This is a genomic window from Micromonospora lupini (assembly GCF_026342015.1).
GTDB lineage: Bacteria > Actinomycetota > Actinomycetes > Mycobacteriales > Micromonosporaceae > Micromonospora > Micromonospora lupini_B.
Window position 1 is genome coordinate 432,995 of sequence record NZ_JAPENL010000001.1, and the last position, 13,230, is coordinate 446,224.

At 73.6% G+C, this 13,230-nt stretch carries 15 protein-coding genes; 7 read left to right on the forward strand and 8 right to left on the reverse strand.

All coding sequences use genetic code 11. From position 1 onward, the window contains the following. The first annotated feature begins 31 nt into the window (after positions 1-31). Complete coding sequence (locus OOJ91_RS01945; protein ID WP_266241714.1) at positions 32-1,333, forward strand: NAD(P)/FAD-dependent oxidoreductase; 1,302 nt, start codon at positions 32-34, stop codon at positions 1,331-1,333. 23 nt (positions 1,334-1,356) lie between these two features. On the opposite strand, the gene OOJ91_RS01950 is transcribed toward OOJ91_RS01945, so the two are convergent. From OOJ91_RS01950 to OOJ91_RS01960, 3 genes are all read right to left on the reverse strand, one after another. Then, positions 1,357-2,472, reverse strand: a complete 1,116-nt coding sequence (locus tag OOJ91_RS01950; protein ID WP_266241716.1) for an AI-2E family transporter — start codon at positions 2,470-2,472, stop codon at positions 1,357-1,359. A gap of 61 nt (positions 2,473-2,533) precedes the next feature. After that, the gene (locus tag OOJ91_RS01955) at positions 2,534-3,316 is read right to left on the reverse strand and encodes a spermidine synthase (RefSeq protein WP_266241718.1); all 783 of its coding nucleotides are present in this window, start codon (positions 3,314-3,316) and stop codon (positions 2,534-2,536) included. A gap of 134 nt (positions 3,317-3,450) precedes the next feature. After that, positions 3,451-4,425 carry a DUF2267 domain-containing protein gene (locus tag OOJ91_RS01960; RefSeq protein ID WP_266241720.1) on the reverse strand — a complete coding sequence of 325 codons (975 nt, stop codon included), beginning with the start codon at positions 4,423-4,425 and terminating at the stop codon, positions 3,451-3,453. Positions 4,426-4,626: 201 nt separating this feature from the next. Between OOJ91_RS01960 and OOJ91_RS01965 the strand changes: the two genes are divergently transcribed. Then, positions 4,627-4,941 carry a hypothetical protein gene (locus OOJ91_RS01965; RefSeq protein WP_266241722.1) on the forward strand — a complete coding sequence of 105 codons (315 nt, stop codon included), beginning with the start codon at positions 4,627-4,629 and terminating at the stop codon, positions 4,939-4,941. A 92-nt stretch (positions 4,942-5,033) separates the two neighbouring features. Here OOJ91_RS01965 and OOJ91_RS01970 read toward each other — a convergent pair whose 3' ends face one another. Next, a complete protein-coding gene (locus OOJ91_RS01970; RefSeq protein WP_266241724.1) occupies positions 5,034-5,372 on the reverse strand; it encodes an STAS domain-containing protein in 339 nt (112 codons plus the stop codon). Positions 5,373-5,430: 58 nt separating this feature from the next. After that, positions 5,431-5,784 (reverse strand): STAS domain-containing protein, encoded by a 354-nt coding sequence (locus OOJ91_RS01975; RefSeq protein ID WP_266241726.1) that lies wholly within the window; start codon positions 5,782-5,784, stop codon positions 5,431-5,433. A gap of 252 nt (positions 5,785-6,036) precedes the next feature. Here OOJ91_RS01975 and OOJ91_RS01980 point away from each other — a divergent pair, with 252 nt between their 5' ends. From OOJ91_RS01980 to OOJ91_RS02000, 5 genes are all read left to right on the forward strand, one after another. Continuing rightward, positions 6,037-7,800: a SpoIIE family protein phosphatase gene (locus OOJ91_RS01980; RefSeq protein WP_266241728.1), complete on the forward strand. Its 1,764-nt coding sequence runs from the start codon at positions 6,037-6,039 to the stop codon at positions 7,798-7,800. Next, the gene (locus OOJ91_RS01985; protein ID WP_266241730.1) at positions 7,797-8,843 is read left to right on the forward strand and encodes a cobalamin B12-binding domain-containing protein; all 1,047 of its coding nucleotides are present in this window, start codon (positions 7,797-7,799) and stop codon (positions 8,841-8,843) included. Before OOJ91_RS01980 ends, OOJ91_RS01985 begins: the two co-directional genes overlap by 4 nt. Positions 8,844-8,949: 106 nt before the next feature. Then, entirely contained in the window at positions 8,950-9,297 is a 348-nt protein-coding gene (locus OOJ91_RS01990) for an STAS domain-containing protein (protein WP_266241732.1), read from the forward strand. Between the two features lie 69 nt (positions 9,298-9,366). Then, positions 9,367-9,810, forward strand: coding sequence for a response regulator (locus OOJ91_RS01995; RefSeq protein ID WP_266241734.1), 444 nt, complete (start codon positions 9,367-9,369; stop codon positions 9,808-9,810). A 178-nt stretch (positions 9,811-9,988) separates the two neighbouring features. Then, positions 9,989-10,522, forward strand: a complete 534-nt coding sequence (locus OOJ91_RS02000; RefSeq protein ID WP_266241736.1) for an ATPase — start codon at positions 9,989-9,991, stop codon at positions 10,520-10,522. 8 nt (positions 10,523-10,530) lie between these two features. Here the strand turns inward: OOJ91_RS02000 and OOJ91_RS02005 are convergent, their stop codons facing one another. The 3 genes from OOJ91_RS02005 to OOJ91_RS02015 form a co-directional block, all read right to left on the reverse strand. Continuing rightward, positions 10,531-11,379: a hypothetical protein gene (locus OOJ91_RS02005; RefSeq protein WP_266241738.1), complete on the reverse strand. Its 849-nt coding sequence runs from the start codon at positions 11,377-11,379 to the stop codon at positions 10,531-10,533. A gap of 320 nt (positions 11,380-11,699) precedes the next feature. After that, complete coding sequence (locus OOJ91_RS02010; RefSeq protein WP_266241740.1) at positions 11,700-12,125, reverse strand: OsmC family protein; 426 nt, start codon at positions 12,123-12,125, stop codon at positions 11,700-11,702. Between the two features lie 71 nt (positions 12,126-12,196). Then, a complete protein-coding gene (locus OOJ91_RS02015; protein WP_266241743.1) occupies positions 12,197-13,126 on the reverse strand; it encodes a serine/threonine-protein kinase in 930 nt (309 codons plus the stop codon). Positions 13,127-13,230: the final 104 nt, after the last annotated feature.

Below are 13,230 nucleotides of genomic sequence, written 5' to 3' on the forward strand. Positions count from 1 at the left end.
TGTCCCGGGCTGCGACGGGAAACGGCCCGCAATGACGAAACCTCGTGTGGTGATCGTGGGGGCCGGGTTCGCCGGTTACCACGCGGCGAAGACGTTGAGCCGGATCGCCCGGGACCGGGCCGAGATCGTGGTGCTGAACTCCACCGACTACTTCCTGTACCTGCCGCTGCTGCCCGAGGTCGCGGCCGGGGTGGTCGAGCCCAAGCGGATCGCGGTGCCGCTGACCGGCACCCTCAAGGGCGTCCGGGTGGTGATCGGCGAGGCGGACCACGTCGACCTGCAGAACCGCTGGGTCGGCTTCACCCAGGCCGAGGGGGAGAAGAACCGCCTGGCGTACGACCGGCTGGTGCTCGCCGTGGGCAGCGTCAACAAGCTGCTGCCCATCCCGGGTGTCACCGAGTACGCGCACGGCTTCCGTGGCCTGCCCGAGGCCGTCTACCTGCACGACCACATCGTCCGCCAGATCGAGCTGGCCGAGCAGGCCGAGGACCCGGCGGAGCAGCAGGCGCGCTCCACCTTCGTGGTCGTCGGGGCGGGCTACACAGGCACCGAGGTCGCCGCGCACGGGCAGTTGTTCACCGACGCGCTGCACGCGCAGCGACCCCGGCTCACCGTCCGGCCCCGCTGGATGCTGCTCGACGTCGCCCCCCGGGTGCTGCCCGAGCTGGACAAGCGGATGTCCGACACCTCGCACAAGGTGCTCAACCGGCGTGGCGTGGACGTACGGATGGGCACGTCGGTGGCCGAGGCGACCTGCGACGGGGTCAAGCTCACCGACGGCGAGTACATCCCGACCTGCACGCTCGTGTGGTGTGTGGGCGTGCGGCCCGACCCGTTCGTCAACGAGCTGGGCCTGCGTACCGACCGGGGCCGGCTGGTCACCGACGAGTTCCTCAACGTCCCCGGCTACCCGGAGGTCTTCGCCTGCGGTGACGCCGCCGCCGTGCCCGACCTGGTCAACCCGGGGCAGATCTGCGGCATGACGGCCCAGCACGCGCAGCGGCAGGGCAAGCGCGCGGCGCACAACATCGCCGCGTCGTACGGGTTCGGCCAGCGCAAGCCGTACAAGCACCACGATCTGGGTTGGGTGGTCGACCTGGGTGGCAAGGACGCTGCCGCGAACCCGCTGCACGTCAACCTGGGCGGGCTGCCGGCCAAGGCTGTCACCCGGGCGTACCACCTGATGGCGATGCCCGGCAACCGCACCCGCGTGGGCGCCGACTGGGTGCTCGACGCCGCGCTGACCCGCTCGGCCGTGCAGTTGGGGCTGGTCCCGGCGAACGCGGTTCCGTTGGAGAGCACCTCACCGGAGGTGGCGGTGCGGGGCCGCTGAGCGGAACCCGTCGACCCGGCCGGTCAGCCCCGCGAGGGGGCGGGACCGGCCGGTCCGTGCTCGGCCGGGGGGCGAGGTCCGCCGGGGTCGGCCGGTGGGGGTGGGTTCAGCCGTCGCGGCCCGTACTCGCGCAGCAGCGTCTGGACGATGCCTGCGGCGGGGATGGCCAGCAGCGCGCCGAGCAGCCCGGCCAGCTCCGCCGCGAGCAGCACGCTCAGCAGCACTGTCAGCGGGTTGAGCCGCACCGCGCGCGCCAGGATCAGCGGCTGGAGCAGATGGTTCTCGACCTGCTGGTAGACCACGAAGAAGACGAGCACGACGACCCCGGCGGTGGGGGAGTGCAGGAACCCGGCCCCGGCGGCGATCACCGCGCCGATCGTCGCGCCGACAAGCGGTATCAGGTCGGCCACCGCCACCAACAGCGCGATCACGCCCGCGAACGGCACCCCGGTCAGGACCAGCACCAGGAACGTCAACGCCCCGCAGATCACGCTGATCAGTAGGTTGCCGGTGAGATAGCCGGTCACCGTCCGCGACACCTCCCGGCCGACCCGGCGCAGGCGCTCGCCCTGACCGTCCCCGGCCGCCGCGAGCACGCCGCGGGTGATCCGCGGCGATTCCAACACCATGAGGTACGCCAGCACGACGACTGTGACCAGCCCCGCGACCGTCTCCAGGACGCCGCGCAGCACGCCGACGGCGGGTTGTCGCAGCCGGCTGCCGAAGTCGCGCAGCTGGTCGGAGTGCTCGGCGACGTAGCGACGTATCCCGGTGCGGTCCACGAGCTGGCCCAGCGGACCGCGGCCGGCGCGCGCGTCGCGCAGCAGGTCGGGCCCCCGGTCGGCGAACCGGCCCAGCTCGTCCAGCAGCGGCACCAGGATGACGGTGGCGAGGACCGCCACCACGACGAACGCGGCGAGGAACACGAGCAGCGTGGCCACGGCCCGCCGCCGGACGAACCGGCGTTGCAGCCAGTCCACTGACGGCTTGAGCGCGACCGCGAAGAAGGCGGCCACCACTGCCCAGACCAGCACCCGGCGTGTCGCGTACACGAAGGCGAGCGCGAGCGCGGTCGCCAGCACCAGACCGATCACGACCAGGGCCCGGCGGGCGGTGGCCCGATCGTCGGCGTTGCTCACCCACCGGGCCTTCCCCGCCCACACCACCGGAAACCCGGCAATGCGGACGAGTCGACCCGCCCTACGCGGCGGCGTCGGCGAGTGGGTGGGCGCCGGCCACGAACGTGTCGAGCGCGGCCGCGTGCAGCAGCCCGCCGGGGATCGGGTCGCGCAGGGCCGCCGCCGCGAGCCGGCCCACCGGCAGCCCGCCGGGCCGATGCGTCGCGGCGAGCACCACGTTGCCGTAGCGCCGGCCCCGCAGCATCCGGCGGTCCCCGAACACGCAGACGTCTCCGAAGACGGCCCGCAGCGTCGCCACCTGTACGCGGGTGCCGACAAGCGGCGGCAGGTCCGTCACGTTGATCAGACAGAGTCCGCCGGGGCGCAGGGCGCGGGCCACCTCGGCCGCGAACTCCACGGTGCGCACGTGCGCGGGCATCCGGGCCGCCCGGTAGATGTCGGCGATCACCAGGTCGTACGCGTCGGCGGGGGCGGCAGTGACCGCGTCCCGGGCGTCGGCGACCTCCACGCGCACCTCGGGCGGCAGCGGCGGCAACTCCCGGGCGACAAGCTCGACCACCGCCGGGTCCCGCTCGATGACCCGCTGCGCGGAGCCCGGCCGCGTCGCGGCGAGCCAGCGCGGCAGCGTCAACGCGCCGCCGCCGAGGTGCAGCACGCTCAGCGGTACGCCCGCCGGGGCCGCCAGCTCCACTGCCGAGGCGATCCGCCTGACGTACTCGAAGTGCAGGTGTCGCGGATCCTCGACATCCACGTACGACTGCTCGACGCCCGCGGAAAGCAGCGTCCGTCCGGTTCGGCGGACCGGATCGGCGACCAGCTCCAACCGGTCGGCGGCACGGTTCATGACGGCACGCTAACCGAGCCGGTGCCGGTGCCCGCCGACGGGCCGCGCCGGATCGTCCGAGGTGCGCGGGCCGACGGGCCGACGGCGCGGGTCGTACCCCGCGTCCGTCGGCCCGCGCGTGCCGTCGCGGCGGGTCAGCCGCCGGCCATCCCGGCACCCATCTCGTCGATGGCGTCGTCGATCGAGTGGGCGAGGTCCACGTCGAGCGCGGTCACCCCGTCCGCCTGACCGGTGCGGACGGTGAGCACGGCGGCCGTGCCGCCCGGTCGCCCGATGCTCGGGCCGCGTCCGGTGTCCGCGCGCAGCCGGTCCAGCCGGGCGAGCACCCGGTCCAGGTTGTCCGGCGGCAGCGCGATCACGCGGTACAGGCCGGTGCTGTCCCCGGCCCAGTACGGCAGGTCGTCGAGCGCCGCCCGGAGCTGGGCCTCGTCCAGGGTGGGCGTGGTGGTGGAGGCGCCCACGATGCCGCCACCGGCCGCCGGCGGGTTCAGTAGCTCCCGCAGACCGTCGGGGACGTGCAGGGACTCGACCAGGTCGCCGTCCTGCTCGGCGAGCGCGGCGAGCGTCGCCTCGACCTGGTAGCGGGCCTGCTCGGGCGTACGCCCGCTGATCCGGCCCACCTCGGCCAGGAAGCCGGGCAGGTCCCGGTGCCGCTCGATGCCGTCGACGGGGACGACGTCGTGCAGTGAGTTCGGTACGGCGGCGAGCAGTCGTTGCCGCTCCGCCGCCTCCAGTGCGAAGGCCAGCACCAGCACTGTCGCCTCGGCGCCCACCTTGGCCGTCCGGAAGTCGACGCCGGAGCGGCGTCGGACGTCGTCGACCAGGTCGTGGTAGCCCACGCTGTTCACCCCGGCACTTCCCCCGGGCGGAGGCTGCGGTCGCGGGTTGTCCGCGGTGCCCCGCGACGGCGGCGCCGGTCCACCTCGCGTGGTGTCCGACTTGTGCCGTCCGGCCGGTGGTGGGCCGGCTCGTTTGCCCTGATCCAGGCTGGTGAGCTGCTTGGAGGCGCTCAGGCTGGCGCCGAACTGACTGGGCTGGCTGCCCTGTTCGCGGGCCTGCCGGGCCAGCGCCCGGCGCCGCTGGTTGTCGCCCTCCATCTGCTTGCGCATGGTGACGCCCCTTTCGCTGGGGATCGATCCTGCGCCCGTCGCCTTCCCGCCGTCGTGGGAGCCGAAACGGACGCTGCCGGCCGGGTAGCGCCGAGCGCGGAGCACGCTTCATCCGGCGCGGGTGAGGGGCGCTCACCCGTGCGGCCCGCAGGATCGGTGCAGGACCACAGTTCTTCCGAGGTACGCGGAAGGAAGGTCGCCATGAAACAGATCGTCGAGATCGTTCCCGCTCGACCCGGCTGGTACGCCCGCTGGCAGCTCACGCCCGACGCCACCAGGTGCTATCCGGTGAGCCTGTGGGCCCTGCTTGAGGAGGCCGACGGAACCGGCCGGGAAGTCATCGGAATGGACTGCATCGGCCAGTGGCCGGGTGCGGACGACAACGAGGCGGGTGGGAAGTTTGTCCGCTACCTGTACCAGACACCCGACTCGGGGAAACCCGACGACATCGAACCCCCGACGACCGTCGAGCTGCGCGACAGCGCGCCCCGGCTCCAGCCGATGACCGCGCCCTAGACATTTCTCCGGCCCCCGACCCCAGGTCCCAGGGTCGGGGGCCACCCCCCTTTTCCTCAGGTGGGCGGCCCGGCGGTGCGGCGATGCGGCCGTCAGCCCAGGGCGCGGACGTTGTCACCGGCGACGGCGGTCTCCACGGCCAGCAGCTCGGTGAGCCCGGTGCGGTCAAGCATCTGCTGGAGTCGGGCGCTGACCCCGGTCAGCCGGATCGCGCCGACGCGCCGGTGCACCACGAGCAGGGCGCTGAGCCCGGACGAGTCGCAGAGGCCGACCCCGGCCAGGTCGATCGTCACGTGCTGCTCGCCGTGCAGCTCAGCAGCGGCGGCGACCAGGTCGGGCGCGGTGTCGTAGTCCAGCTCGCCGGTCAGCCGCAGCCGGACGTGACAGGCGTCGAGCCGGGTCACCTCGATGGTCAACAGCTTGTGGGACATCCCACCATGTTCCCAGTCCGGCGGCGGAACGCAAACCCCGGGGCGGCGAGCCGCCGGGTCAGGCGGTAGCGGCGGACTGCGGTGAGCCGGGGCCGACCGCGCGATTGGCCGGCATCGGTCGGCCGAGCAGCGCCGCCACCCCGGTGATGTCCAGGATCGCCGTCAGGAAGCGGGGGACCGCCCGCAGTCGCAGGGTCGTGCCGACCGACTGGCCCTCCCGCCAGGCGTGCACGATCACGGCCAGACCGCTGCTGTCGATGAAGGTCAGGTCGGCGAAGTCAAGCACGAGGGCGCGCGGCGCGTCGGCGAGGACCCGGTCCACCTCGGCGCGCAGGGGCGCCGCCGTGGTGTACGCCAGCTCGCCACCCACGTGGATCAGGTGCGTGTCGGGATCGGACCGATCGACTGACACGCTCAGCGGTGACGCCTCCGGGGCCCGCCCAACAGATGGCACGATCACGCCTTTCCGCACGCCGCCGTTCTGGCCGGTGCGAGGGGATCGTAACAACCGTCGAGCAGGTCCGCCCGGCACGCGAGCGAGGGCCCGCGACCTGCCGTGGGATGCCGGTCGGGGCGTACCGGCGTAGGGTGGTCGGAGAGATTTGACCACAGACGCCGGTTCCGGTGCGGACTCGGGTGGACGACAAGGAGTGAGGCTCAGCTGGTGACTGCTTCCGACGTCAGGGACACCGACCCGGGCGACGGACGGATCTCCACGCCGAGTACCACACGGGCGCTGGCGTGGTCCGCCGACGCACCGTCCTGGCCTTCGTCCGTGCTGCCGCCGCTGGCCCCCGACCGCGATCAGGCCACACCGGACTGGTCCGAGGTCGTCGAACACTTCCGCGAGGGCCTGGTGGTCTGCGACGCCGACGGCGTCGTCCGACACGTCAGTCCGGTGGCCGAGCGGCTGCTGCCCGAGGCCGTCCCCGGTGTGCCGCTGGCCGCCGCGGGCGTGCCGGGTCTGCGCGAGGGGAGCCCCGGAGGCTTCACCCACCACGGGCGACGTCTCACCGCCCGCCAGGTGCCGCTCTCCGCAGGCCGCTGCTGCTGGTACGTGGAGGACGTGACCGAGAGCGTCAGCCGTGCCGACGCGCTGCTCGCCGAGCGGGCCCGCTCCGCCTTCCTGGCCGTCGTGGGCGACAAGCTGGGCAACCCGCTGCACCCCGACCGGGCCGCCGCGGCTGTCGTCCGGCTTGCCGTGCCGACCCTGGCCGAGGTGGCAGTGCTGGTGCTGGCCCCGCGCGCGGGGCGGGCGCGGTGGTGGCGGGCCTCCCGGGTCGACGACGAGGCCCCGATTGTCGACAGTGGCGTCCTGGCCGGCCCCGCTCTGCCGGCCGCGATCGCCGAGGGGCTGACCGGGGTCGAGCCGCACGCTCTCGACTGGTTGGTGGAGCAGGCGGTCGACGCCGGCTGGCTGCCCGGCCTCTCGGGCGCCGACAGCGCCGCCCGGGTTGTTCCGCTGCCCGGCCAGGACGCCCCCGCCGGGGTGCTGCTCGTCGCCCGGCGTTCCCGCCGGTGGTACGACGAGGACGACGTCGGGTTGATCCGTGCCTTCGCGGCTCGGGCGGGCGCGGCGCTGACCACCGCTCTGCTCTACCGCGACCAGGCCGAGGTCGCCGACACCCTGCAGGCCAGCCTGCTGCCGGTCGAGCCGGCCGAGACCGCCGGGGTGCAGTGGGGCACGGCGTACCGCCCGGCGCAGGCGGGGCTGCGGATCGGCGGCGACTTCTACGGTTCGCACCGGCTCGCCGACGGCGGTTCCGTGTTCTTCCTCGGCGACGTCTCCGGCAAGGGCGTCGAGGCGGCCGTGTTCACCGGCCAGCTCCGCCAGTGCCTTCAGGCCCTGCACCGGGTGGAGTCGCACCCCGGCCGGCTGCTGCGACTGCTCAACGACGCGCTGCTGGAGACGACCCAGGCGCACGGCCAGGGCCGCTTCGCCACCATCGTGCTCGGTGTGGCCCGTCCGCAGCGCGACGGGGGCGTCACGCTCACGTTGGCTGGGGGCGGGCACCTGCCGCCGCTGGTGCTGCGGACGTCGGGCGAGGTCGAGTCGGTGCCGCTGCGCGGCATGCTGATCGGGGTGGTGCCCGACCCGCGCGTCGGTGAGGTGACAGTGCGGTTGGCGCCGGGCGAGACCTGCCTGCTCTACAGCGACGGCGTGACCGAGGCCCGTGGGGGCCGCCGCGGTGACGAGCTGTTCGGCGCGGAGCGGTTGGTCACGGCGGTGACCGGGTGTCAGCGGATGCCGGCGCCGGCACTTGCCGAACGCGTCGAGCAGGTGACAGGTGACTGGCTGGGGCACGGCGACCACGACGACATCGCGGTGCTGGCGCTGCGCGCGGTCAGCCCGGGTGGGCGAGCCGCGCGGCACCTGCACTCGGTGCCCACGTCGACAGGCGCCGACGGGCAGCCGGAGAGCGCGTGACCGCCGCCGCCACGACCACGGGCCCGACCGACGCCTACCCCGGCTACCTGGCCTGCCTCGCCGACGCCGACGAGTACGCCGCCATCGACGTGGCGCTCGGCCTGCTCGACGCGGGTGTGCCGCCGGAGCGGGTGTTGCTCGACCTGGTCGCGCCGGCCCAGGCCGAGGTGGGTGAGCGGTGGGCACGCAACGAGTGGAGCGTGGCCCAGGAGCACGCGGCGACCCACATCAGCGAGCGGGTGGTGGCCGCGGTGGCGGCGTACGTCGACACGCGTCCGACCGGCGGGCGGATCGTGGTGGCCTGCATGGACGGTGAGTGGCACGCGCTGCCGCCCCGGCTGGTGGCCGAGGTGCTGCGGCTGCGCGGCTGGCAGGTGACCTTCCTGGGCGCCAGCGTGCCGGCGGCGCACCTGGTGTCGTACCTGCACCGGCACGACGCGCAGGCTGTCGCGTTGGCCTGCGCGCTGCCGATGCGGCTGCCGCACGCCCACCGGATGATCGAGGCGTGCCGGCGTTCGGACGTGCCAGTCGTCGTCGGCGGGCGTGGCTTCGGCGCGGACGGCCGGTGGGCGGCCCGGCTCGGTGCGGCCTGGGCGCCGAACGCGCCGGCGGCGGCCGAGTTGATCGCCGACGAGCGGGCGCTGCGGCGGGTGCCGGCGGCGCAGCTCGGGCACCTGGCCGACGACGAGTACGCGAGTCTCGTCCGCCGCCGGGGTGAGCTGATCGACAGCGCGCTGACCGACCTGCGCGAGCGGGTGCCGGCGACCCGGGAGTACACGGCCGCCCAGCTCGACTCGACGGTGAGCGACCTGGGGCACGTCGTGGACTCGCTGGCCGCCTCGCTCTACGTCGACGACGCCTCGCTGTTCACCGAGTTCGTCGGCTGGCTGGTGGAGATCCTGACGAGTCGGGGGGTGCCGGCCCGCGCCGTCGCCCTGACCCTTGAGCACTACGCCGCCGTCCTGCGCGACTTTCCCCGCGCGTCGTACGCGCTGACCCGCAGCCGCGCCGAACTGCCTGCCACGTCCCCTTCCGGGGGCTGAGGCCCGCTTCCGGGCGATCACCACGCGCTGCGGAACGTCGTACCCTCCTGCGTATACTTGCCGGACTGCAAACGTCCCACCCACCGGTGGAGCGAGGGGGAGAACGGTGACGTTCAGCGTCAGCGACGCCGAGCGCGACGGCGGTGCGGCCTGCCTGCGGCTCGCCGGTGAGCTGGACCTGAGCACCGCCGGTGAGCTGGCTGCCGCCATCGACAAGCTCACCGCGGCCGGCGAGCGGCGGGTGCTGCTCGACCTCACCGACCTGACCTTCTGTGACTCCACCGGGATGGCCGTGTTCGTTCGGGGCGACAACCAGGTCGCCGCCGACGGGGGTTGGTTGCGGATCACGGGCGCCAACGGGCGGGTGGAGCGCGTGTTGCGCGTCACCGGCCTGGCCGAGGTGCTGCGATACCTTCCGGACACGGCGGACCCGGCGTCCCAGAGCGCCTCCTGATGGGCTAGATTTCCCCGCCAGCACGGTGACCGTTACGGTCTCCTCTCCGCCGACCCGAGGCAGGTAGTGATGGGCGACAGCCCGCAGCCGGTACGCATCCTGGTGGTCGACGACGACCCGGGTGACGTGCTGATGATCGAGGAGGCGTTGGCCGACTCCGACGTCGACAAGATCATCGACGTGGTCAGCGACGGCGAGGAGGCGATGGAGTTCCTGCGCGCCGAGGGCCGGCACGTGCAGGCCCGCCGACCGGACGTCATCCTGCTGGACCTGAACATGCCGCGGATGGACGGGCGTCAGGTGCTCGGCGCGGTCAAGCAGGACGAGGACCTGCGGACCATTCCGATCGTGGTGCTGACCACCTCGAACGCCGACACCGACATCGTGGGCAGCTACACGTTGCAGGCCAACGCGTACGTCACCAAGCCGATCGACCTGGACGACTTCAACGACGTGGTGCGCCGCATCGACGAGTTCTTCGGCCGCGTGGTCGTGCTGCCCAAGCGCCCCTGATCCCATCGCGCGCGGGCAGTAGGCATTGTCGCCGCCGTCGGTCCGACGTGGCCCGTCGCCGCGCCGCGCCGACCGACGCGCTCGCATGCTGAACAATTTTCCCGAACCGCCTCGGCCGCTGTCGCCGCGTCCGAGGATCCAGGTGGGGAAGTAACAGCGGCTGCCTGGGGGCGACAGTATGAGGTTCTCCGTCGTGAAGACCGGCTACGACAGGCGGCAGGTGGATTCCTGCCTCGATGAGCTGGGGATCCGGCTGTCCCGGCTCGCGGCGCGGGCGGAGGGCGCCGCCGGGGCGACCCGCGAGTGGGACGAGATCCGCCAGGAGGCGACCTGGCTCAGCGGCCTGCTCCAGCGGCTCGACCTGGGCGACGCCGCGACGGCGCGGCAGGCCGGCGACGCGGTGCGGCGGGAGGCGGCCGAGATCCTGGCGCAGGCCCGCTCCGAGCTGGACGAGGCCCGCGAGGAGGCCCGGCGCGTCCGCGAGCAGGCGTACACGGACGCCGTGCAGGCCCGGCGGGACTTCGAGGAGGCGTTGCTCGCGCGGCGACGCCGCGAGGCGCTCGTCGACGAGATCCTCACCGGCGTGACTGTCGAGCCGGTGCCTGCCGACACGCCCACCGCCGCGGCCGGAACGGGCGTACCGGCGACCCGGGTGGCGGCCGGCGGCCGGGACGCGGACGCCCCGCCACCCAGCGGGCGTACGGCCCGCTGAGCGCCGGCTCAGACGGTGAGCGCCGCCGCCACGGTGCTCGCGCGCTCCTCGTGCTGGGCGTACGCGTCGGGGAAGGCGGAGATCTGCACGGCCTGGGCGGCGGAGGTGACGCTCATGTCCTCCCAGCCGGGGATCTCGGCCAGCGCCGTGTAGAAGGCCCGGGCGGCGTACGACGGGCGCATCAGTTCCGCCACAGTGCCCCAGCCGCTGCTGGGCCGTTGCTGGAACAGCCCGAGCGAGTCGTGGTCGGCGCCGCTGCCCTGGTGCGGGTACTGGGTCGACTCCGGCAGCACGTCGCTGGCCAGGTTGTAGAGGTTGCTCTCCTGCATCGCGGTCGCCAGCGCCACCACCAGGGCGCGGCGTGGCATCTTCAGCTCCCGGCCGACGTCCACGATGATCTTGGCGTTGTCCATCTGGGTCTGGTCGAGCCCGGCGACCGGGCGGGGTCGGCGGGGCTTGACAGGCTTCCTGGGCGCCGCCTTGCGGGCGACGGTGGGGGTCGGCGACGCCGTCGGTGTGGGGATGACCCGGGCGGGGGCGGCGTCGCGGTCCAGCGACCGGGAGGCGCGCTCGTCGGCGACGGAGGCACGGTCGGCAAGCGCGTCGGCGATCGGTCGTACCGGCTGCGGGGTGTCCTCGGCGCCCCGGGCCGCGGCGAACGCGCCCAGACCGAGGCAGCAGGTGACGCCGGTGGCCAGGGCGACCCGGACGGGCGTGGAGCCCAGCCGGGTGCGGCGCGGCGGCAGCTCGGGGGCCCGGTGACGGCCGATCGTCCGTTCGGTTGATACGGCGTCGCCCGAACGGGTGGTCGGGAGCGCGTCGGTCAGCTTCTGGGCGGCGGGGTCGACGGGATGCACCCGCCGAGGCTAGATAGTCGATCGTCCGCTGCCATCGGCCCGTACGGTGGCATGCGCCACAATTTGCCCGGATCATGGCTGCCATATCGGGCGAAAGCCCAGTTGAACCCGCGAAACCGTGCCGATCAGGCGAGACGGTTATTCCCGATTAGCCCGGCGAACTCGGTCACCGCTGCGGACCCGCCACTCGACTCCTGCCGATTCCCGTAGATCCTCCGTTCGGAGGGTGCTCGCTCCACCGAACGACGGAGGCCCGAGGTGGCCGGCCAGCGGAGGTGGCACCCGAAAAGCCGCTCACCGGCCACGAGCGCGTGCCGGGATCAGTGCCGCCCGTTCTCCGCCGGGGTGACGGTCAGACGGTGTCGGGTGTTGTCGCCGCTGGAGAACGGCCAGAGCCGGTCGGCGTACTCGACCAGATCGGCCAACTGCGCACGACTCAGACCGGCGGAGGAGATCGAGGCGTGCACGTCGGCCCGGTACCGCCCGTCGTCGTCGCGGCCCAGCTTCGCCTCGGCGCGCACCTGGACCGTGTGCGCCTCGTTGGTGATCTCCCCGGCCGCCTCCACCGCCGCGTGGTGCAGGCAGGACGCGAAGGCCGCCGCCAACAACTGCTCGGGTCTCAGGCCTGTGCAGTGCGCCGCCAGTGGCGACGCCAACGGCGTGGAGAGCCCGCCGTCGTCGGTGCGTACGTGGCCGCCCTCGGCCGTCGCGGTGGCCTCATGCAGCCAGGAACTCGGACTCGGCATCGCGTTCCTCCCGTCGCTCACCCGCCCGGCTACCCGGCCGAGGGCTGGCGAAACGCCGTGCGACCCCGCCTTCAGGGCCCGTCGACGACCGACAACGCCTCGGTGGCCTCCGCGGCGGCCCGCTCGGTCCACGGCGACGTCGCCGTCGGGCGGCGCGGCGTCGGGATCGTCATCGGCACGTACACCCGGGCGTCCACGGCCTCGGCCAGCAGCAGCGCGGCGACCAGGCTGGTCGGACGCTCCGCCGGGTCGTCGGCCAGGCAGGAGCGGCACAACTCGGACACCTCCGGCGGCAGCCCGTCGATCTCGGGCAGCGGCTCCGGAGGCCGGGCCCGACGCTCCGTCAGCAGCTCGGCGGAATTGTTCGCCCGGTACGGCAGCCGGCTGGTGAGGCAGTAGTAGAGCAGCACGCCGAGGGCGTACATGTCGGCCGCCGGGGTGGCCGGCGTGCCGTCGAGCTGCTCGGGCGCCAGATAGGCGGGGGTGCCCAGCACCATGCCGTCAGGCATCGGGTCCGCCGTACCGGTCGCGGTGGCGATGCCGAAGTCGAGGACCTTCACGCCGACCGGGGTGAGCATGACGTTTGCCGGCTTGACGTCGCGGTGCACGATGCCGCTCGCGTGCGCGGCGGACAGCGCGGCGGCGACCTCGGCGCAGACCCGCACCGAGATGCGCCAGTCCAGGGGGCCCGCCCGCAGGTGCGCGGCGAGCGTCTCGCCCTCGGCCAGCTCCATCACGATGTACGGCGACCGGCGACCGGGCAGCGTCGAGGAGGTGCCGAAGTCGTGCACGCTCGCCACGTTCGGGTGCACCAGCCGGGCCGCGGAGCGGGCCTCCGTGCGGATCCGGTCGACCGTGTCGTGCTGGCCGTCCGGGCCGGGCGAGATCAGCTTCACCGCGACCGGCCGGTCCAGCACACGGTCGTGGGCCCGCCACACCTCGGACATCCCGCCCACGCCGATCCGCTGTTCGAGCTGGTACCGCCCGTCCAGCGTGCGCATCGACCGCTCCTCGTCCTCGCCCGCCGGCGGCGGGTGCCTCCGATCGCGGTACCCGGGGTCCGAGCTGGGCAAACCGCCAGGTGATCGGGCGTGGCCGATCCCGG